A 20,678-nucleotide genomic window follows, 5' to 3' on the forward strand; every position below is an offset into this window, starting at 1 on the left:
GCCGGGCTTCGCCCTTGAAGAAGAACGTAGCTTCGCCACGTCTTTTTTCCTTCTTTTCCCTTCCCTCCTATCTCTTACCGCTGATGTCTTATCTCGTTTCTATACACGCTCGATTACCGTGGCAATCCCCTGCCCCACGCCGATGCACATGGTGCACAGGGCGAAACGACCACCGCTGAGCTGCAGTTCGTGCATGGCGCTGGTGACGATGCGAGCGCCGGACATGCCGAGCGGATGGCCCAGGGCGATGGCGCCGCCATTGGGGTTGACCCGCGGGTCGTCGTCGGCGATACCCAGCTCGCGCAGGCAGGCCAGCGCCTGAGCGGCAAACGCTTCGTTGAGCTCGATGTGGTCGAGCTGATCCACGCTCATGCCCAGGCGTTCAAGCAGCTTCTGCGAGGCCGGTACCGGACCGATGCCCATGATTCGCGGCTCGACGCCGGCGGTAGCCATGCCGTGGATACGCGCCATCGGGGTCAGATGGTAGCGCTTCACCGCGGCCTCGCTGGCTACGATCACCGCCGCCGCGCCGTCGTTGACGCCCGAGGCGTTGCCCGCGGTGACCGAGCCCATCACGCTGGAGCCGGCGGCGCGGAACGGCGTGGGCAGACTGGCGAGCTTCTCCAGGGTGGTTTCACGCGGATGCTCGTCGGTGTCGAAGATCAGCGGCTCCTGCTTGCGCCGCGGGACCTCCACCGGAACGATCTCGCGCGCCAGGCGGCCGCTTTCCTGGGCACGCTTGGTCTTCACCTGCGAGTCATAGGCGAACCGATCCTGGTCCTCGCGGGAGATCTTGAACTGCTCGGCGACGTTTTCGGCAGTCTCGGGCATCGAGTCGACGCCGTACTGCTTTTTGAGCAGCGGATTGATGAAGCGCCAGCCGATAGTGGTGTCTTCCATTGTCTGGCTGCGCGAGAAGGCGCTGTCGGCCTTGCCCAGCACGTAGGGCGCACGCGACATCGACTCGACGCCGCCAGCGATCATCAGCTCGGCCTCGCCGGCACGCACCGCGCGCGCCGCGGTGCCGATGGCGTCCATGCTCGAGCCGCATAGGCGGTTGATGGTCGTGCCGGGCACGCTGGTCGGCAGGCCCGCCAACAGCGCCGACATGCGCGCCACGTTGCGGTTATCCTCGCCGGCCTGGTTGGCGCAGCCCATGATCACGTCGTCGATCCCGGCAGGGTCGAGATCCGGCGCTCGGGCCAGCAGCGCTTCGAAGATGCGCGCGGCGAGATCGTCGGGACGCACGCTGGCAAGCGTGCCGCCGAACTTGCCGATGGCCGAGCGCACCGGATGACACAGGTAGACGTCATTCATAAATTCAACTCTCCTGACATTCGCTGTAGAACGTGACGAGGCATGGCCAGCCGAGGCGAGAGACAACCTTTGCCCTATCTCTCGATACGTATGACCAAGCGCAGGCCGCTATAAAAGCGGATTTACTCGCCCGTGTGCTTGCGTTCGGTCCTGGCCTTCAGTTCACGCAGCACTTCCAGCTCGCGAGCGCTGGGCTCGGGCGTGGTCTCGAGCACGTCGGCGAAACGAATCTCCCAACCGGTGGCCTCGATCACCTCTTCACGGGTCACGTTCGGGTGCAGCGAGACGACGACCAATTCCTTGGTCTCGGGATCAGGCTTCATCACGCACAGATCGGTGATGACCCGGGTCGGGCCGCGACCGATGTTGGGCACGCCATCTCGCCCCTTGCCATCGCGGCCGAAGCCCAGCGTAGTGACGAAATCGACGTCCTTTACGAAGGCGCGCTTGGAGTGCTTCAGGGTAATGAAGACCTCGCCGGCATTGGTGGCGATCTCCGGCGCACCGCCGCCGCCCGGGAGGCGTACCTTGGGATCATGGTAGTCGCCGATCAGGGTGGTGTTGAGGTTGCAGTAGCGATCGATCTGGGCGGTGCCGAGGAAGCCCACGTCGATTTTGCCGCCCTGCAGCCAGTAGCGGAACATCTCGGGCACCGAGACGGTGGTCAGTGCCGATTCGCACAGTTCGCCGTCGCCGATCGAAAGCGGCAACACGTCAGGCTTGGTCTGCAGGGTACCGGACTCATAGATCAGCACCACGTCCGGCGCATGGGTGAGGCGCGCCAGGTTGGCGGCCTCGCTGGGCAGGCCGATGCCGACGAAGCAGGTCATGCCATTCTCGAGCGCGCGCGCGGCGGTGACGCTCATCATCTCCGAGGAACTGTATTCGAGGCGCATCAGGATTGTCCTCCTGCGTGGTAGACGTTTTCCTCCAGCCAGGCCTTGAAGCGTTCGCGGTCGCGGGCGATGGCGTCCCATTCCTTGTAGAAGCGGTTGTCGCGCGGGTAGTAGCCATGCGCGTAGGAGGGGTAGGAGCCCTTCTCCGCCACGGCGATGGCGCTGACCGCCCAGCCAGGAATGATGCAGGCGTTGGGGTGGTAGTCCGGCTGCGTCGTCAGGTCGTCGACGATCTCCTCGACGGTGACGATGCTCTGCCTGGCGGCCAGCACCGCCTCCTTCTGCACGCCCACGATGCCCTCGACCAGTACGTTGCCGGCACGGTCGGCTTTTTGTGCGTGGACGATGGAAACGTCGGGGCGCACCGAGGGCACCGCGGCCAGACGTTCGCCGGTGAACGGGCATTCGATGAACTTTATCTGGTCGTTGACGCTCGGCAGTTCGCTGCCCACGTAGCCACGCAGCACGGCGAGCGGCAGCCCGGCGGCACCGGCCTCGAAGGCGCAAGCCATGGCGGCGTGGCTGTGCTCGAGAATCTCGACTTTATGCGGCCAGCCCTTCTCCACCGCGTCGCGCAGGCGGTGCAGCGAACCCACGCCGGGGTTGCCGCCCCAAGAGAAAATCACCTTCTTTGCGCAGCCGGCCCCGATCATCTGGTCGTAGACCAGGTCGGGGGTCATGCGGATCAGGGTGAGGTCGCGTCTGCCCTGACGAATCACTTCGTGACCGGCGGCGACGGGGATTAGATGGGTGAAACCTTCCATGGCCACGGTGGCGCCGTCTTCGACGTAGCGCGCCACCGCGTCATGCAAGCTGAGGAACTCGGCCATGATGGAACCTCTTCTCTCTTTACATTTCCTTGTCCGCATAACGAACACAGGTTTGTGATACGAACAACAGTAATCACCCCTTTCGCGATCGTCAATCATGAAAAAGGGGGAAGCCATCGCTTCCCCCTGCACTTCGAAACCCCGCATTACGCCGATGGATCAACCCGTTACGACGCCATGAGCCAATCAATGGCACGCCGGACCTGCCTTTGGGCACTACCAAGGTATAAGGCGGGATCGGCGACACGCTCCAGCTCGGCACGCTCGATACGCCCTGTTATCTCGGTATGCTCGGTCAACACCGTGGCATAGGCACGCCGCTCGATGCGGGCCGTCTCGGCCGCTTCGGCGGAGATCCGCTTGGCGGCATCCTGGCCGACGACAGGTACCAGCAGGCGCGATACCGGTTCGGCCATGATCGCCCCGCCGGTGATCGCCAGGTTTCGCTGCATCGCCTCCGCATGCACTTCGAGCCCCTCGAGCAACCGCGCGAGTTGCTCCAAAGCACCCTCCAGTAGCAAGGCGCTGTCGACCAGCGGCGACCATTCCGCGTGCCATTCGCCCAGGCCACGTTCCAGCGGCTGGGCCGCCGCGTTCATGATCACCGTGGCATGCCCATGAATCTGACGGCAGGCGGCGCGAATCAGCGCGCAGCGCACCGGGTTACGCTTGTGCGGCATGGAGGAGGAGGCTCCCATGCCCTCACCACCCGGTTCGCTGACCTCGCCGATCTCGGTCTGGGTCAGCAGCGCCACGTCCAGCGCCGCTTTCTCGGCGGCCCCGGCCACGGCGTCCAGCGCCGTGGCCAACGCGTGGATCGGCTGACGGTCCGTATGCCAGGGCAGCACGGGAGCCGCGAGCTCCAGTCGCCCGGCCAGGCCGTCCATGAAGTCGAGACCCAGTTCTCCCCAGCCGGAATGCACACCCACGGCACCGCCAAACTGCACCGGCAGCTCGACCTGCGCCAGGCGGCGCCGCGACTGTTCGAGCCCGATGGCCCAATGCGCCACCTTGACGCCGAAGGTGATCGGCAGCGCCTGCTGCATCAGCGTGCGTCCCACCATGACCGTCTGGTCGTGTGTGTTCATCAACTCGACCGCAGCGGCACGACAGCGCAACAGCAGCGCATCCAGCGCGGCCAGGCGCGGCTTGAGCAACAGCATCAGCGCGCTGTCCACCACATCCTGGCTGGTGGCGCCCATGTGCCAGTAGCGCTTGAGCGGCTCGGGCAACGCCGCGCGCCCCTGCTTGACGAAGGGAATCGCCGCGTTACCGCCACTGGCGACTCCTTCCGCCATGGCAGCGAGATCGAAGGCATGCGACTCGAGAGGCTCGCGCATGGCGCGGTGGGTGCCGGCAGGCATAGCCCCATGACGCTCCTGCACCTCGGCCAGCGCCAGCTCGAAAGCCAGCATGGCCTGTACCATGGCCGCGGCGTTGCACTCGCTCAGCGCGGGGCCGTTCATGAAAGGGTGGCGAATCAGGGGTGCAGGCATGAGGGCGTCTCCGAGGCCGCGCTTCTTAACGTACCCGTGTTCGTATTTCGAACAAATGCTAGAGACTGTTCCGTCATCGAGCAACACTCGTCAGCCCGAGAGCCGGTATGTTGAAAGCTTAGACGTTGTCGCAACATCACCGCCGTCATTGAACGAAAGTCGCATTGTGACGATGGTGACGTGGCGCAACCATGTATCGCTTAACGAACTTATGTACGCATAGCGTACTGAAAGGATCCCACATGACCGAATCCTGTGCCATCGTCACCGGCGGCGCCCGCAACATCGGCCAGGCCATCGCCCTGCGCCTGCAACGCGACGGCTATCGCACCTTCGTGCTGGACATCGTCGAGCCCGAGGCCGAGTCGCTCAGGGAGGATGCGCGCCAGGTCGATCTTGCCGACGTGGATGCCACCCGCACGGTGCTGAACGAGATCGCCGAACATCATGCCGTTGACTGCCTGGTCAACAATGTGGGCATCGTCGTTCCCGCCCTGCTCGACGAAACCCATGTGGAGGATTTCGATCGCCTGATGCACCTCAACGTACGCTCGGCGCTGGTCTGCACCCAGGCACTGCTGCCGGGCATGCGCGAGCGCAACCATGGACGCATCGTGGTCAACGCCAGCCGCGTGGTGCTGGGCAAGGAAGCGCGCACGCTCTACAGCGCGACCAAGGGAGCCCTTCAGTCCATGGCGCGCACCTGGGCGCTGGAGCTGGCCGGCGACGGGATCACCGTCAATTGCGTGGCCCCTGGCCCCATCGCCACCACCGCCTTCTGGGAGAACAACCCGCCGGACTCCGAGCGGGCACGGCGCATCGTCGACAACATCCCGGTACAGCGCATGGGCCAGCCCGAGGACGTCGCCCAGGCGGTGAGTTTCTTCTGCGACGAGCGCAGCGGCTTCGTCACCGGCCAGACGCTGTTCGTCTGCGGCGGCGTCACCGTCGGTTGATCGTCAACCGGGGCGCGCGGCCCCGTCAACCTGCCGCTACACGATGCCCCGGTGCCGCAGTGCATCGATCTCGCCCGGCGCCTTGCCGAGCAGACGCGCCAGCACGGCGTCGGTATCCTCGCCCAGCGCCGGCGGCGCCTTGCGGTACTCGATCCGTGTCCGCGAATACTTGATCGGATTGGCCACCCCTGGCACCGGGCCATGAGCGGACTCGAGCTCGACCTTCATGCCCCTTGCCTTGACCTGGGGATCATCGAACACCTGGGCGATGTTCTGAATCGGTCCGCAGGGCACCGAGATCTCACGCAGCAGTGTCATCCAGTCGGCGGCGGTGCGGGAGCGAGTGATCTCGACCAGGATCGGCACCAACTCGAGGCGATGTCGCACCCGCTCCGGATTGGTGGCAAAGCGCGGATCCTCGGCCAGTTCGGGGCGCCCCACGGCCCGACAGAAGCGTTGGAACTGGCCGTCATTGCCGATGGCGATGATGACTTTCTCACCGTCGACGGTGGGGAACGGCTGATAGGGCACCAGATTGGGATGGTATTCGCCGGTGCGGGTGGGCGGCGTGCCGCTGCAGAAGTAGTTCTGCGCCTGGTTGGCCAGCCAGCTCACCTGGACATCGAGCAGCGCCATGTCGATATACTGACCCTCACCGGTGAGATGGCGGTGGTGCAGCGCACCGAGGATGGCGATGGCGGCGTTCATGCCGGTGGTCAGATCCGCCACCGCCATGCCTACCCGCTGCGGCCCGGCGCCCGGCTCGCCGTCGGCCGCTCCGGTGATGCTCATCAGCCCCCCTTGAGCCTGGATCAGGTAGTCGTAGCCGGCCATGGCGGCCATCGGCCCGGTTTGGCCGAACCCGGTGATCGAACAGTAGATCAATCCCGGATTGAGGGCCTCGAGAGCAGCGTAGTCGAGCCCCTTGCGCGCCAGGCCGCCGCTCTTGAAATTCTCCACCAGAATATCGCTTTCGGCGGCAAGTTCTCGGATCAGCGCCTGACCCTCGGGACGACCGATATCGACGGTCACCGAGTGCTTGCCACGGTTGGCTGAAAGGTAGTAGGCCGACTCGCGGGTCTCGTTGTCGTTGCGATCCTTGAGCCAGGGCGGCCCCCAATGGCGCGTATCGTCGCCACTCGTCGGGCGTTCGATCTTGATCACCTCCGCGCCCATGTCGGCAAGTATCTGGGTACACCAGGGCCCGGCCATCACCCGACTCAGGTCGAGCACCCGCAGGCCTGTCAGCGGTCCTGCCATCGTATCGTCTCCCTCAATTGTGATTCACGTCGCCACGGTCGGCGCAGACTCGTCACCCGCGCGCGATCGCCACCCGGTGCGGTGCGCACCGGGAGCGATCGGACAGACGGCGCGTAAAGAATCAGTTCCAGCTCAGCAGGAGCCTGCCCTGCTGCCGTCCGCCTCCCTCCTTCGTCGGCGCTGGATCAGGTACCGCAGCGACGGCCTTCCGGCGAGGCGGCTTCGTTGACCCTGCAGCTCATGGGGCATCCTGGGAGGTGTCGGCCCGGGTCGGCAGGCGCCGTGCGGTCACGTAGCGGTAGAGCGCCAGCACGATGGAGCCCAGCGTCAGGGCAATGAAGAACCAGGTGATGGGACCACGCATAAAGATCGACAGATCGTTACCGCCGATCAACAGCGAGCGGCGCAGGTTGTCCTCGAACATCGGTCCCAGAATGAAGCCGATCAGGAACGGGGCGGCGGGTATCGCCGCGCGATTGAAGATATACCCCAGCACGCCGAAGCCCAGCATCAGCCACACGTCGAAGGTGTCATTGTTCACGGCATAGGCGCCGTAGACGCAGAACATCAGCACGATGGGGAAGAGGATCGCCTTGGGAATGTCGGCGATCAGCGAGAAATACTTGATGGCGCCGTTGCCCACCACCAGCAGCACCAGCGAGCTGAACATGATGCCCATGAACAGCGCGTAGATCAGCGGCAGGTTCTCCTGGAACAAGATCGGACCGGGCGTCAGGCCGTGCACCATGAAGGCGCCCAGGATGATCGCGGTGATCACGTCGCCGGGAATGCCCAGCGACAGCAGTGGGATCATGGTCGCCCCCGCCACGCCATTGTTGCCCGCCTCCGAGGCGGCCACGCCTTCGACCTCGCCCTTGCCGAAGTTGTCGCGGCGGGGCGAGCGGCGCCGGGCGTCGCTGTAGGAGATGAAGGCCGCGGCGGTCGCCCCGGTACCGGGGATGGCGCCTATGATCACGCCGATCAGACTGCCGCGCACGATACTCTTGAGGCAACGCTTGAGTTCAGCCAGCGAAAGCCCGGCCCCGCTGGCCTTGGCCTTGATGTGCGGCACCGCCTTCTTGCGATAGAACTCGATGATCTCCGGAATCGCGAACAGCCCGATGAGCAGCGGGATGAACGAGATCGAGTCCATCAGGTTGTAGTTGCCGAAGGTCAGTCGCTGGGAGCCGAAGACTTCGTCCAGACCCACCAGCGAGAGCAGGATTCCCATCAACGCCGCCAGCAGTCCTTTGATCATCGAGCCGCTGGCCAACGAAATGATGATCGTCAGCGAGAAGCAGATCAGCCAGAAGAATTCAGGGGCGCCGAAGTTCAGGGCGATCTTGGCCAAGTAGGCGGCAAAAAAGATCAGCGCGATATTGGAGATGAAGTCGGCGATGACCGACGAGTAGAGCGCCGTCTTGAGCGCCTTCTTGGCGTGCCCCTGCTGGGCCATGGGATAGCCGTCGAGCAGGGTGCAGGCCGATGCGGGCGAACCGGGCGTGCGGATCAGGATCGCCGTAATCGAGCCCCCGTACATGCCGCCCTTGTAGATGCCGACCAGCAGCAGTATGGCGGCGACCGGCTCCATGGAGAAGGTGAACGGCAGGGCCAGTGCTACCGCCATGGTGGCGGTCAGGCCGGGAATGGAGCCCACCACCACGCCGATCACGACCCCCAGCGCGATGGCCAGGAAGTTCTCCGGATGAAGGAAGAGTTGCAGGACTTCCGAAACGATTTCCATACGTCACCTAGAACCTGGTTGAGCGGTCTGCATCAGAACGGCATCACCGGCAGTGGCACGTTCATGACGTTGACGAAGAGAAAGGTGACGAGCACCGGAAAGACGATGACCAGGCTGTACGCCCACCAGGTGCGCACCGGATGGGCGACGAACAGGATCAGCGTGGCCAGGATGCCGCTGATTACCGCGCCGAACGTCTCGAACAGCGCCACATAGACCAATAGCGCCACCACCATCAGGCCGAAGCGTCGCCGCGGCCCCTTCTCGATGCGTCGCCCGTCCTCCTTGCCGGTGTTGTCAACGAGCAAGCCCTGCATGATCAGCAGGGCGGAAAAGCCGAGCAACAGCCAGCCCACGATGCGTGGCAACCAGCGCGGCGACATCATGGGGTTCTGCAGGACCGGCGGTTCGCCGATGTAGTTGGGCACCAGATAGAACAGCAGGACGGCGGAGGCAATCAGCAGGACGGCGCCCGCCAGGACGTCGCCCGGGTCCCGGATCGGCCCGCCACGCTTGTGATCGGGTGTCGACATAGCCACCTCTCTGAGAAAACAGGTGAGGCGAGGACACGGCCCTCGCCTCATCGATCGCTGGGTCGGCCCAGGTGTTACTGGCGGATACCCGCCTCCTCGGCGACACCCTGCCAGCGCTCCACCTCGGCGGCGATGAACTGCTTGAACTCTTCACCGGCGACCTGGCCGGGCTCGGCGCCCAACTGGTTGGCGAAGTCGAGGAACTCTTCGCGCTGCATCACGGCCTCGAGAGCTTCCTGCATGGCATCCTGCGCCTCCTGCGGGAAGGATTCGTGCGCGATCAGGCCGAACCAGGCGGTGGTGACGAACTGGTCGAGATTATAATCGCCCACTTCGCGCAGGGTCGGCACGTCCGGCAGATGCTCGGAGCGCTCGGCGGAGGTCACGGCCAGTGCCTTGAGATCTCCGGACTTGATGTGCGAAAGCACGGTCGGCATGTTCTCGAACGACACGTCCACGTCACCGCCCAGCAGGGCCGGCAGCGCCGCGCCACTGCCGGCGAACGGCACGGCCGTCATGTTGGTCTCGGTCAGCGTCTTGAACAGTTCGCCCGACATGTGAATGGAACTGCCCACACCGCTGTGGCTGAAGGTCATGTTCTCTTCTCTTGCCGCCTCGACGAACGCTTCCACGCTGTCGTAGGGGCTGTCGGCCGGCACCACCATGACGTTGGGGATATCGATCAGGTTCTGCAGGAAAACGAAGTCCTCGACCGGATCGTAGGCCAGGTCGGGATAGATCGCCGCACCGATGGTATGACCCGGGGACGCCATCAGGATGGTGTGGTCGACATCGCGACCGCCTCGCGCCAGGCGCCCGGTCGCCACGGTGGAGCCCGCGCCGGGGCGGTTCTCGACCACGACGTTGGCGTCCAGCTCCTCTTGGAGCAGATCGGCAACGCGACGGGACAGCACGTCAGTGGTACCGCCCGGCGCGTAGGGCACCACCAGACGCACATCGTCGGACGGCCACTCGTCGGCGTGTACCGTGGAGATGGAAGCCGCCATCGCCAGGCCGCCGCTGCACACCGCCAGGCTCGCTGCTTTCAGGAAATTCTTCATCACGCCACCTTTACGATTGAAGCTTATTATCGATTGAGCCCGCTTGTATTGTTCGTTATACGGACATATATTCGCATTACAGACAGAGAGTACTTTGATCTCTCTTCGGCCAAAAACCCCGACTTTAGTCTTAACAGCACGCATCCCGCCGTTTTGGCGCTTTCTCGGCAAGCACCGTCCCTTTTCCGTTCGCATATCGAACACCGATGCGTTATCGTCTGCGCCGCCTGCCTGGCACGAACCAGCCGCTGGAAAGGAGGATGTCTCCCATGCAAGACGAAGTATTGAGCCCAGACGACCGCGACTTCGTGACCGCCCTGGCCAGTGGCCTGGAGGTCATTCTGGCGTTCGACGAGGCGCATCCGCGAATGACGCTGAGCGAGGTGGCCGCCCGCACCGGGATGAACCGCGCCAAGGCGCGCCGCTTTTTGCTGACGCTGAATGCGCTGGGCTACGTAAGAAAGCAGGGCCGCTCCTTCGAGCTGGCACCCAAGGTGCTGCAGCTCGGCTATGCCTTCCTTTCTTCCAACAACTACCGCAGCGTCATTCAGCAGGTGCTGGAAGATATCACGGCGGAAATCGGTGAGTCGTCTTCGCTGGGAATCATGGAGGGCAACGACGTCGTCTACGTGGCGCGCTCGGCGGCGCGACACCGCCTGCTGGCCATCACTCTTTCGGTGGGCACGCGCCTGCCGGCGGCTCACACCTCGCTAGGCCGGGTGCTGCTCGCTCAACTGCCCGATGCCGAACTCGACGTCTTTCTCGAGAATGTCGTGCTCGAGCGATATACCGACAGGACCATCACCGACAAGGCGGAGCTCAAGCGGCGCATTCTCGAAGTGCGCCAGCAGGGCTATGGCATCGTCGACCAGGAGCTCGACTCGGGGCTGCGCTCGCTGGCGGTACCGGCCTTCGACACCAACGGCAAGCTGCTCGGTGGCATTAACATCAGCACCAATGCGGCTCGCGTGGATTACGACACCTTGGTGAAGCGCTACCTGCCGCTGTTGCAGGAGAAGGCACGACAGATCCGCACCTCGGTCAGCTGACGCCGCGCCCCGATGATCAGCCTCTCCCCCCTGCTCGGGCTGCGCCAAGGCATGGAGGGAGTGACGACGGCCACGCTCATGGTGGCGACCCTCGCCTCCTTCCTTACCTTCAGCCTGCTCATCTGGAGCCTACAGGCTTCGGCCTGCTCGGGGCAGGTTAGGGAAAACACAACAGGCCGGGAGCCCTAATCGGTCGCCTCGTCGGTACGGCCGATGTCTCCGCCATCGCCTCGGCCGCCTTCCACCTCCTGCTCCATCTGCCCCGGCCGGATCGGCTGACGAGGCTCGTCGAGACCGGGATCCTCGACCCGATCGCGGGAAGTCGAATCGCCGTCGGCCGTCGTAGCGGAGCGATCACGGGAACCTTCGGCCTGGCGCTCCTGCGTGTCGGAGTCCGCGCCCGTGCCGTCCCCCGAGATCGGTTCGTCCACGGCACCGGTGCCGAGCATGTCTCGCTCCGGCGCATCCCGAGCGGTCCCGGCATCGTCCTCTCGCTCGGGCACCGTGCCGAGTGTCGGCTCACCCGGGGCCGAGCCGGAACCAGCGGAATTGCCCGGCGGCGGAGACGCATCCTGTGCCCATGCGCCCGAAGAGACACCGATAACGAGAACTGCGGCCAGGGGGCCTATCCATTTGCCTATGTACTTCATCCTTCGTCCTCCAGCCGAGCCCCGCTCGGCGCTTCATTCCCAGCCTTCGACGCCCGCCATGTCGGGAAGCTCATGGGCAATCCCCTTGTGACAGGTGATGCAAGTGGCGTCGCCATCAATCAGCCCGCGCCGATGCGCCGCGGCCGCCCTGGAACTCTGCCGGGTGAAGTCCATGGCACCTTCGTCGTGGCAGTTGCGGCATTCCAGCGAATCGTTGGCCTCGAAGCGACGCCACTCGCGCGAGGCCATCTCGAGACGGTGCTCAAGGAACTTCTCGCGGGTGTTGATGGTGCCGAAGATCTTGCCCCACACCTCCTTCGAGGCCTGCATCTTGCGCGCGATCTTGTCGGTCCAGTCGTGCGGCACGTGGCAGTCCGAGCAGACCGCCCTCACTCCCGAACGGTTGGTGAAGTGAATGGTCGGCTGGATCTCTTCATAAACGTTGGCCCGCATCTCGTGACAACTGATGCAGAACCGCTCGGTATTGGTCGCCTCCATGGCGGTGTTGAAGCCGCCCCAGAACAGCACCCCGCCGATGAAGCCCCCCACGGTGAGAAACCCGAGGCTGAAATAGCCGCTGGGCGAATGGAAGACGCGCCAGAAGACCGAGAACAGGGTCTTGATACGTTTTATCATTCAGCGGCCCTCACTCTTGCGTCTCGCGCCGCTGGCGGAGAATTTCGGCAACATCGACGAAACGGTTCTCGACCGCCAGCGGCGCGTCCGTCTGCGGCACGTGGCACTGGTTGCAGAAGTAGCGTCGCGGCGAGAGTTCGGCGAGGAAATTACCGTCTCGGTCCATGTAGTGGGTCACGCTGATCATCGGCGCCTGGGTGTCGCCGACCCGCTGCCGGCTGTGGCAGCTCATGCAGCGGTTGGCATTGAGATCGACCTGATAGTTGTCGATCTTGTGCGGGATGGTCGGCGGCTGCATCGGATAGGCCCGAATGCGCCGCAGGTCGTTGTTTTCGACGTTGTAGAGCGGCTCGGGAGTGCGCTCCTCGAGCAGCGGCACGTGGCCACGCATGGCATCGAGTTCGCCTTCCTGGGCGAGCGCCCCCAGGCTGGTTCCCAGGATGGCAATGGCGATAGCGATCGTTCGCATGGTTCCTCCCCCCTAGGCCGGTTCGATCCGGCAGGCGCACTTCTTGAAATCCGTCTGCTTGGAGATGGGATCGGTGGCGTCCAGCGTGACCTTGTTGATCAACTGACTGGCATCGAACCAGGGCACGAACACCAGTCCCCTCGGCATGCGGTTGCGCCCACGCGTCTCGACGCGGGAGAGCATCTCGCCGCGAGGGCTCACGATGCGCACCTCGCTGCCGCGACGCACGCCCAGTTCGCGGGCGTCCTGGGGATGCAGGTAGACCACCGCCTGGGGGAAGGCGCGGTGCAGTTCGGGCACGCGCCGGGTCATCGAGCCGGAGTGCCAATGCTCCAGCACCCGGCCGGTGACCAGCCACATGGGGAACTCTTCGTCAGGCGATTCGGCGGGCGGCTCGTAGGGCACGGCGTAGATGACGGCGCGGCCATCCTTGTGGCCGTAGAACTGGAAGTCGCGCCCCTCCTCCACATAGGGATCGTACTCGCCGTTGTAGCGCCATAGCGTCTCCTGCCCGTCGACCACCGGCCAGCGCAGGCCGCGCTCCTCGTGATAGCGATCGAACGGGGCCAGATCGTGGGCCTTGCCGCGGGTGAACTTGGCGTACTCCTCGAACAGCCCCTTCTGCACGTAGAAGCCGAAGTGTCGGGCCTCGTCGTTGTCGTACTCTTCGTCGAGCTCGTCGAGGCCGAAGGCATCCACCTGGCCGTTGCGGAACAGCACGTCGAACATCGACTTGCCGCGGTACGCCGGGTTGGCCTCGAGCAGTTTCTCCGGCCACACCTCCTCGATCTGGAAGCGCTTGGAGAATTCCATCAACTGCCACAGGTCGGAGCGCGCTTCACCGGGCGCCTTGACCAGCTGGTGCCAGAATTGGGTGCGCCGTTCGGCATTGCCGTAGGCGCCCTCCTTCTCGACCCACATCGCCGCGGGCAGGATCAGGTCGGCCAGCTCGGCGGTCACGGTGGGGTAGGCGTCGGAGACAACGATGAAGTTGTCGGGATTGCGGTAGCCGGGGTAGGTCTCTTCGACCAGGTTGGCCGCCGCCTGGACGTTGTTGTTGCACTGCACCCAGTAGACGTTGATATCGCCGTCCTTGAGCATGCGGTTTTGCAACACGGCATGCGCGCCTGGCTGCTCCTGGATGGTGCCCTCCGGCACCTTCCAGGCATTCTCGGCGAAGCGACGGTGATCGGCATTGGTCACGACCATGTCGGCCGGCAGCCGGTGAGAGAAGGTACCGACCTCCCGCGCGGTGCCGCACGCCGAAGGCTGACCGGTCAGGGAGAAGGGACTGTTGCCCGGCGTGGATATCTTCCCGGTGAGCAGATGGATGTTGTAGATCATGTTGTTCGCCCAGACCCCACGGGTGTGCTGGTTGAATCCCATGGTCCAGAACGACATCACGCGCGTGTCGGGGTCGGCGTAGAGTTCGGCCAACTGGTCGAGCTGACGCTTGGGCACGCCGGAAAGCTCGGTCACGGTGTCGGCATCGTACTGCTGCAGGAATTCGCGGTAGCGCTCGAAGTCGATGTCGCGGGCGCCGGCCACGTCCTTGGCGTTCTCGGCGGCCAGCTCCAGACGATGCTCGGGGCGCAGTCCATAGCCGATGTCGACGTTGCCCTCCATGAAGCGCACGTGCTTGTCGACGAATTCCCAGTTCACCCGGTCGTTCTCGATGATGTAGCGCTGGATATAGTTGAGGATCGCCAGGTCCGCCTGGGGCGTGAAGACCATCGGCATGTCCGCCAGCTCGAAGGAACGGTGCTCGAAGGTGGAGAGCACCGCCACCTTGACGTGCGACGCCGAGAGCCGACGGTCGGTCACCCGGGTCCACAGGATGGGGTGCATCTCGGCCATGTTGGACCCCCACAGCACGAAGGCATCGGCCGCCTCGATGTCGTCGTAGCAGCCCATCGGCTCGTCCATGCCAAAGGTTCGCATGAAGCCGAACACCGCCGACGCCATGCAGTGGCGCGCGTTGGGGTCGATATGGTTGGAGCGGAAACCGGCCTTCATCAGCTTATTGGCGGCGTAGCCCTCCCACACCGTCCACTGGCCGGAACCGAACATGCCGATGCCCTGCGGGCCCTTCTCGCGCAGCACCGCCTTGTATTTCTCGGCCATGACGTCGAAGGCCTCGTCCCAGCTCACCGGAGTGAACTCGCCGTTCTTGTCGTATTCGCCGTCGATCTTGCGCAGCAGCGGCTGGGTGAGCCGGTCCTCGCCATACAGGATCTTGGACAGGAAATAGCCCTTGATGCAGTTGACGCCGCGATTGACCGGGGCATTGATGTCGGCGTGGGTGGCGACCACCTGATTGTCGCGTGTCGCCACGTTGACCCCGCAGCCCACGCCGCAGAAACGGCACGGCGCCTTCGACCATTTCAACTGGGACTGGCTGGCGTCGGTCACGACGTTCTGCGCCTGGGCCGTTGCGCTGATTCCTGCCGCCGCGCTGGCCGTCGCCGCCGCCGAGGCCTTGATGAAGTCACGTCGCGTCAGCGTCATCGCTCACCTCCTCCCTCTCCTTATCCAGTTCCTCGGCGCTCTCCGCATGGTGATACACCAGACTCACCGACAGCACGCCGGGCGCTCGCTGAAGTCCCTCGATGAATGCCACTATCTCGCGCTGCCCCGCCGTCTCCAGCAGCACCACCATCTTGCCGCACGGGTCCGTGGCGTGAACCTCGACCCCATCATGCGCCTGGCAGTACAAGCCGATCTCCTCGATACGTTCAGGCCGGAGCTGCACGACGAGGCTCGATATATGCACCTGAGCGTTCATGTCTCATCCTGGGTACTGTGGTTGGCTGGTATGCGTGATAGCTGGACCGACTTCCATCGCCTGCGTGGGGCATACCGACACGCAGGCACCGCAGGCGGTGCATGCCTCGCCATCCACCGTAGGTTCGGGAACACGCTGCGCATTGAACGAAAAACGGATCGCGCCGGCTTCGCAGCTCTCACCGCAGCTTCGGCAGTAAACGCCTTGAAGACCCAGGCATGCCCGGCCGATCGTCGCGACATGTGACCAGGGCGGCTCCCGCTCGGCATCGCGAAAGACCGACTCTGCGCAGACATCCGCACAGGCACGGCAGAACGTGCACTCGCCGTGCTGAAAATCGATCCGGGGAAACCCGGCCTTGTCGCGCGTGATGATGCCCGTCTCACAGGCACGAATGCAGTCGCCGCATTGGCTGCAATTCTTCGTAAAGAGCGGCTCGTCATGTGCCCAGGGCGGGCGCAGTGCAGGGGAGCCATCGAGGTGTCCACGCAGCAGCGCCCGTCGTGATGGATTCACGCCCATGTCGTCTCCCCTGGAGCCCATTGCTTTTTCTTGCTGTCACGTAATGGATTCTTTTTTTCGCTGCTCTGTTGCCAGAGCCTTTAGGGAAGCCTCGTTACCCCGGCGGCCCGGGTGGCCCGGTAAACATCTGGAATATCCACACGGCAAAGCCGTAGCCAGCGACCACCAGCACGGCGAGGACCGGAAACAGGACGCCAGCGAGAAACAGAAAAACCAGTAATTCCCGCTTCTTCTGCTGACGGTCTTGATGAGGGTTAATTTCGTGCTGCGTGTCGCATTCGTCGGTCGTTCTTGGCATGAATTTGGCACCGAAGCGTGACGTCTTGTACTACCGTAGGAAGCAAAGACGATTCGCGCAAACCGGCGCATACCGAGCCCGTCACCGCGGAAAGAATCGGAGTGAGAAATGAAAGCTTTCTTGTCGAAGTGTTCGCTTTTCGCTAAGACGGCGTCGCTCTGCCTGCTGGGCGGACTGGCGCTGGCGAGCGATGATCGCAGCGAGACAAACGCCGCCCTGCGTGCCCTGCATCAACACCAGGCCGAGCTGGCGGAGCTGGGCGAGGAGCGGGCCGAGCATGATGAGATCGCGCAGTTGGCCGATACCCTGCGGCAGGATCATGCCATTCTCGATGAATGGCTGGCCGAGGCCGATGGTGGGGAGGCTTCAGTGGAAACGGGTGATATTGCCCATGACGCCGAGGCCTACGCAGCGCTGCAGCAGCAGGAGGGGGAAGCCTTCGACGCGGCCTACCTGGCGTATCAGGAGCGCCTGCACACCGCGGCGCTCGATTATCTTGAACGGCAGCGCTCTGAAGAGGAATCGGAGCTGACCGAATTCGACAACCACCTGCGGGTGACCCACGAAGCGCTACGCAAGCACCTGGCGCTGATCCAGGCGTTGCGCTAGGTCACCCATCGTGCGCTCGGTTGGCCACTTCGTATGGCAGACTTGCCGATCGGCTCCCTCGGCATCCCCCCTGCACCTGGCGAGGATTGCCTCAGGCGCGCTCGGCGGCCCGGATCACCGCGTCGAGTGCGGCCAGGTAACCTTGACTGCCGAGCCCGGCGATCACACCGTCGGCACGTAGCGAGACGTAAGAGTGATGACGGAAGCGCTCGCGCTTGTGCACGTTGGAGAGATGCACTTCGATCACCTTGCCCTCGAAGGCATTGAGGGCGTCGAGGATCGCCACCGAAGTATGGGTGTAAGCGGCAGGATTGATGATGATTGCCGCGGTACCGTCGTCACGCGCCGCGTGAATCGCGTCGATCAGCTCACCTTCATGGTGGCTCTGCAGCGCCCGGATGTCCCAGCCGTTGACCGCGGCCTTCTCGTACAGCGCATTGTTGATGTCATTCAGCGTCTCGCGGCCGTAGATTTCGGGCTGGCGGGTACCCAGCAGGTTGAGGTTGGGGCCGTGCAGTACCAATACCTTGTTCATCGTGGCTCCATCGGGTGGTGGCGGAATCGACATCCGATCATGATTCGGGCTCGAGCAGGCGCTGCCAGGCGTCTATGACCGCCTGGCGATGCGCCCTGAAGTCCGCGTCGCGGCCGCGGGCGGGCTCGCGTGTCAGCGAAGCGCGATGGGCGGCGCTGCGTAAGGCCAGATAGGCCTCGCGTAACCGTCGGCACTCCTCGGCGGGCAGACGAGCGGTTGCCTCCAAAGTCTCGAGGATACGCATGTTGTCGCTCCACTCGAGCAGCTCGGGGGTCTCGTGGCCCATGGAGAGCACCGCATACTGGCACAGGAACTCGATGTCGACCATGCCGCCGGGGTCGTGCTTGAGATCGAACTCGCCCTCTCCGCTCTTGCCGCTCAAGTGGTCGCGCATCTTCTGGCGCATCTTCACCACTTCAGCTCGCAGTGCCTCACGGTCGCGTTCGCGACCGAGAATCTCGCACCGAATCTCGGCGAAACCCTCCGCCAGTCGCGAATGACCGGCCACCACACGGGCACGCACCAGCGCCTGGTGCTCCCAGGTCCAGGCCTCGCGTCGCTGGTAGTCGGCGAAAGCGTCCAGCGACGCGACCAGCAACCCCGCGTTGCCCGAGGGGCGCAGACGCATGTCGACCTCGTAAAGGGCGCCGGCCGGAGTCACCGCGGTCAGCAGATGAATGATGCGCTGACCCAGACGCGTGAAGAAGACCGGAGCATCGAGGGGCCGAGGGCCATCGGTGCCGCCATGAGTATGGGCGTCGTGGAGGAAGACCAAGTCGAGATCGGAGCCGTAGCCCAGCTCGATGCCGCCCAGCTTGCCGTAACCGACGATCAGGAATTCGGGCTCGATGCCGGCGCGGCTGCCGTCGCGACGCTGCGGATGGCCATGCTTGCGCACCAGATGGCGCCAGGCCATGGTCAGCACCGCCTCGAGCAGTACCTCAGCGATATAGGTGAGGTAATCGCTGACGTTCATCAGGTGTCGGGTACCGGCGATGTCCGAGGCGGCGACCCGCAGCACGTGGGCATGCTTGAACACACGCAGCGCCTCGAGCTGAGCCTCTTCGTCATCTTCGGGAATGCGCGCCAGGGCCTGGCGCAGCTCGTCGGCCAGGCGCGCCTTGTCGGCGGGGGTGTACAGCGTCTCCGGCGTCAGCAGCTCGTCGAGCAACAGCGGATAACGGGCCAACTGCTCGGCGATCCATGGGCTTGCGCCGCACAGCCCCATCAAATGGCTCAACGCTTCGGGGTTCTCGCGCAACAGCGCCAGGTAGGCGGTGCGTCGCAGCACTGCCTCGATTAGCGGCAATACCCGCTCGAGCGCAATGTCGGGAGTGTCACTGCCGGCCACGGCATCCAACAGCAGCGGCATCAGGGCTTCGAGTCGCTCGTAGCCGATGCGCTGCATGGTCTGCACCTGGCGCGATTGGCGCAGGGTCGCCAGCCGCCGCAGCGCCGTCGCGGGGTCGGCGAAACCGGCCTCATCGAGCAGCGCGCAACCCTCGTCGCCGGCGAGTTCGGCCTGCCACAGCTCACGCCAATCGTCGAGCGACACATCGGCGCCGTTCGGCGCATTCTCCTCTTCGAGCTCCGTCTCCGGATCGGCGATCACCGCATCGAAATGTTGGCGCACCTGCGCCCGCACCTCCTCGAGCCGCGCCACCACCGCGGGCCAGTCCTCCATGCCCAGCGCCAGGGCGAGGCGCTCGCGCCCCAGATCGTCGTCGGGCAGGTTCTGGGTCTGGCGGTCCTCCTGCGCCTGCAACGCATGCTCGAGATCGCGCAGGAAGACGTAATCCGGAAGCAGCTCGTCGATCACCGCCGGCGGCAACAGGCCCAGTGCCGGCAGTCGCTCGAGGGCGGTGCGCAGCGAGGTGACCTGCAGTTCGGTATCGCGTCCTCCGCGGATGAGCTGGAAAGCCTGGACCACGAATTCCACTTCGCGAATGCCGCCGGGGCCGAGCTTGATATTGGCTTGCATGCCACGTCGCTTCACTTCGCGATTGATCAGTCCCTTCATCTCGCGCAGCGACTCGATGGCGCCGAAGTCAAGGTAACGACGATAGACGAAGGGGCGCAGATGGCCCAGCAGCTCGGTTCCAGCCTCCAGGTCGCCCGCCACCGGCCGCGCCTTGAGCATGGCATAGCGCTCCCACTCGCGACCCTGGTTCTGGTAATAGGCCGCCAGCGAGGCAAAGCTTCCCACCAGAGGGCCGCCGTCGCCCAGCGGGCGCAGGCGCATGTCGACACGGAAGACGAAACCCTCGGCAGTCACCGCATCGAGCGCGGCAATCAGTTTCTGCCCCAGGCGAGTGAAGTATTCCTGATGCTCGAGCGACTTTCGCCCGCCCTCGGTCTCGCCGTTCTCGGGGAAGGCAAAGATCAAATCGATGTCGGACGAGAGGTTGAGCTCGCCGGCGCCGAGCTTGCCCATACCCAGCACCACCAGCCGCTGCTCGCTACCGTCGGCACGCGCCGAGGGCCGCCCCCAGCGCGGCTCGAGATGCGTCTCGAGCCAGACGAGCGCCCCCTCCAGGCAGACCTCGGCGAGCCGGGACACCGAGGCGGCCGTCGACCACATGTCGATGCCCGTCGGCCGTGTCAGGTCGCGCCAGACGATACCCAGCATACGCGCTCGGCGAAAGCGACGCAGCGCGGCATGCAGCCCCGCCTCGTCCTCGGCGTCCTCCAGGCGATCGGCCAGCCAGGCGGTGAGCGCCTCGGCGGATGGCGGCGCCTCCAGCTCGCCGTTGGCATCGAGGTGCTGTAGCCAGTCGGGATGACGCACCAGGGTGTCGAGGGCGAAATCGGAGACGGTCAGCACCCGCGCCAGATCCCGGCGGCGCTGCAAATCCAGCGCCCGCCAGTTCTCCGATGGCGGTTCCTGGCCGGTCAACTCGGCGAGATTGTCGGCCTGCGCCAGGCTCTCGCTCAAGCACTGCCTGGCCTTCTGCAGGGCAGAGGCAAGCTGAGGAGGGATGTCAGCGGCGGGCAGAAAGTCGTCGGGCAGAGCCATTGGCAGCACGTCTCGT

Annotated in this window: 20 protein-coding genes; 3 read left to right on the plus strand and 17 right to left on the minus strand. The window is 64.5% G+C overall.

Annotation, left to right across the window (positions count from 1 at the left end):
* Nucleotides 1-99: 99 nt before the first annotated feature.
* The 4 genes from pcaF to F0A17_RS19925 form a co-directional block, all read right to left on the minus strand.
* Nucleotides 100-1,317 carry a 3-oxoadipyl-CoA thiolase gene (pcaF, locus tag F0A17_RS19910; protein WP_149330120.1) on the minus strand — a complete coding sequence of 406 codons (1,218 nt, stop codon included), beginning with the start codon at nucleotides 1,315-1,317 and terminating at the stop codon, nucleotides 100-102.
* 122 nt (nucleotides 1,318-1,439) lie between these two features.
* Nucleotides 1,440-2,213 carry a CoA-transferase subunit beta gene (locus F0A17_RS19915; protein WP_149330121.1) on the minus strand — a complete coding sequence of 258 codons (774 nt, stop codon included), beginning with the start codon at nucleotides 2,211-2,213 and terminating at the stop codon, nucleotides 1,440-1,442.
* A complete protein-coding gene (locus tag F0A17_RS19920) occupies nucleotides 2,213-3,043 on the minus strand; it encodes a CoA transferase subunit A (protein ID WP_149330122.1) in 831 nt (276 codons plus the stop codon). The genes F0A17_RS19915 and F0A17_RS19920 overlap by 1 nt, the downstream gene beginning before the upstream one ends.
* Before the next feature lie 167 nt (nucleotides 3,044-3,210).
* Nucleotides 3,211-4,539, minus strand: a complete 1,329-nt coding sequence (locus tag F0A17_RS19925; RefSeq protein WP_149330123.1) for a class-II fumarase/aspartase family protein — start codon at nucleotides 4,537-4,539, stop codon at nucleotides 3,211-3,213.
* A gap of 242 nt (nucleotides 4,540-4,781) precedes the next feature.
* Here F0A17_RS19925 and F0A17_RS19930 point away from each other — a divergent pair, with 242 nt between their 5' ends.
* The gene (locus F0A17_RS19930; protein WP_149330124.1) at nucleotides 4,782-5,495 is read left to right on the plus strand and encodes an SDR family NAD(P)-dependent oxidoreductase; all 714 of its coding nucleotides are present in this window, start codon (nucleotides 4,782-4,784) and stop codon (nucleotides 5,493-5,495) included.
* A gap of 36 nt (nucleotides 5,496-5,531) precedes the next feature.
* On the opposite strand, the gene F0A17_RS19935 is transcribed toward F0A17_RS19930, so the two are convergent.
* The 4 genes from F0A17_RS19935 to F0A17_RS19950 all read right to left on the minus strand — a co-directional run bounded on the left by F0A17_RS19935 (nucleotide 5,532) and on the right by F0A17_RS19950 (nucleotide 10,093).
* A complete protein-coding gene (locus F0A17_RS19935; RefSeq protein WP_149330125.1) occupies nucleotides 5,532-6,755 on the minus strand; it encodes a CaiB/BaiF CoA transferase family protein in 1,224 nt (407 codons plus the stop codon).
* Nucleotides 6,756-6,993: 238 nt separating this feature from the next.
* On the minus strand, nucleotides 6,994-8,499 hold the full coding sequence (locus F0A17_RS19940) for a tripartite tricarboxylate transporter permease (RefSeq protein WP_149330126.1): 1,506 nt from the start codon (nucleotides 8,497-8,499) through the stop codon (nucleotides 6,994-6,996).
* Nucleotides 8,500-8,531: 32 nt separating this feature from the next.
* Nucleotides 8,532-9,032 (minus strand): tripartite tricarboxylate transporter TctB family protein, encoded by a 501-nt coding sequence (locus F0A17_RS19945; RefSeq protein ID WP_149330127.1) that lies wholly within the window; start codon nucleotides 9,030-9,032, stop codon nucleotides 8,532-8,534.
* 74 nt (nucleotides 9,033-9,106) lie between these two features.
* Nucleotides 9,107-10,093: a Bug family tripartite tricarboxylate transporter substrate binding protein gene (locus F0A17_RS19950; protein ID WP_149330128.1), complete on the minus strand. Its 987-nt coding sequence runs from the start codon at nucleotides 10,091-10,093 to the stop codon at nucleotides 9,107-9,109.
* A gap of 269 nt (nucleotides 10,094-10,362) precedes the next feature.
* On the opposite strand from F0A17_RS19950, the gene F0A17_RS19955 reads away from it, so the two are divergent.
* Nucleotides 10,363-11,142, plus strand: a complete 780-nt coding sequence (locus F0A17_RS19955) for an IclR family transcriptional regulator domain-containing protein (protein WP_149330129.1) — start codon at nucleotides 10,363-10,365, stop codon at nucleotides 11,140-11,142.
* Nucleotides 11,143-11,327: 185 nt separating this feature from the next.
* Here F0A17_RS19955 and F0A17_RS19960 read toward each other — a convergent pair whose 3' ends face one another.
* The 7 genes from F0A17_RS19960 to napE all read right to left on the minus strand — a co-directional run bounded on the left by F0A17_RS19960 (nucleotide 11,328) and on the right by napE (nucleotide 16,502).
* Nucleotides 11,328-11,792: a hypothetical protein gene (locus F0A17_RS19960; RefSeq protein ID WP_149330130.1), complete on the minus strand. Its 465-nt coding sequence runs from the start codon at nucleotides 11,790-11,792 to the stop codon at nucleotides 11,328-11,330.
* Nucleotides 11,793-11,825: 33 nt separating this feature from the next.
* Nucleotides 11,826-12,428: a NapC/NirT family cytochrome c gene (locus tag F0A17_RS19965; protein ID WP_149330131.1), complete on the minus strand. Its 603-nt coding sequence runs from the start codon at nucleotides 12,426-12,428 to the stop codon at nucleotides 11,826-11,828.
* Nucleotides 12,429-12,438: 10 nt separating this feature from the next.
* The gene (locus tag F0A17_RS19970; protein ID WP_149330132.1) at nucleotides 12,439-12,897 is read right to left on the minus strand and encodes a nitrate reductase cytochrome c-type subunit; all 459 of its coding nucleotides are present in this window, start codon (nucleotides 12,895-12,897) and stop codon (nucleotides 12,439-12,441) included.
* 12 nt (nucleotides 12,898-12,909) lie between these two features.
* Nucleotides 12,910-15,405 (minus strand): nitrate reductase catalytic subunit NapA, encoded by a 2,496-nt coding sequence (gene napA, locus F0A17_RS19975; protein WP_149330133.1) that lies wholly within the window; start codon nucleotides 15,403-15,405, stop codon nucleotides 12,910-12,912.
* Entirely contained in the window at nucleotides 15,386-15,682 is a 297-nt protein-coding gene (locus F0A17_RS19980) for a chaperone NapD (protein WP_149330134.1), read from the minus strand. The genes napA and F0A17_RS19980 overlap by 20 nt, the downstream gene beginning before the upstream one ends.
* A 3-nt stretch (nucleotides 15,683-15,685) precedes the next feature.
* Nucleotides 15,686-16,204 (minus strand): ferredoxin-type protein NapF, encoded by a 519-nt coding sequence (gene napF, locus F0A17_RS19985; protein ID WP_149330135.1) that lies wholly within the window; start codon nucleotides 16,202-16,204, stop codon nucleotides 15,686-15,688.
* Nucleotides 16,205-16,298: 94 nt separating this feature from the next.
* Complete coding sequence (gene napE / locus F0A17_RS19990; RefSeq protein ID WP_149330136.1) at nucleotides 16,299-16,502, minus strand: periplasmic nitrate reductase, NapE protein; 204 nt, start codon at nucleotides 16,500-16,502, stop codon at nucleotides 16,299-16,301.
* A gap of 108 nt (nucleotides 16,503-16,610) precedes the next feature.
* Here napE and F0A17_RS19995 point away from each other — a divergent pair, with 108 nt between their 5' ends.
* A complete protein-coding gene (locus F0A17_RS19995) occupies nucleotides 16,611-17,111 on the plus strand; it encodes a DUF4142 domain-containing protein (protein ID WP_149330137.1) in 501 nt (166 codons plus the stop codon).
* Nucleotides 17,112-17,202: 91 nt separating this feature from the next.
* Here F0A17_RS19995 and aroQ read toward each other — a convergent pair whose 3' ends face one another.
* Together aroQ and glnE are read right to left on the minus strand one after the other, a co-directional pair.
* Nucleotides 17,203-17,646, minus strand: coding sequence for a type II 3-dehydroquinate dehydratase (aroQ, locus tag F0A17_RS20000; protein WP_149330138.1), 444 nt, complete (start codon nucleotides 17,644-17,646; stop codon nucleotides 17,203-17,205).
* Between the two features lie 37 nt (nucleotides 17,647-17,683).
* Nucleotides 17,684-20,662, minus strand: coding sequence for a bifunctional [glutamate--ammonia ligase]-adenylyl-L-tyrosine phosphorylase/[glutamate--ammonia-ligase] adenylyltransferase (gene glnE / locus F0A17_RS20005; protein WP_149330187.1), 2,979 nt, complete (start codon nucleotides 20,660-20,662; stop codon nucleotides 17,684-17,686).
* Nucleotides 20,663-20,678 lie beyond the last annotated feature (16 nt).

It is taken from the genome of Billgrantia pellis, assembly GCF_008297955.1.
In the GTDB taxonomy this organism is placed as follows: domain Bacteria; phylum Pseudomonadota; class Gammaproteobacteria; order Pseudomonadales; family Halomonadaceae; genus Halomonas; species Halomonas pellis.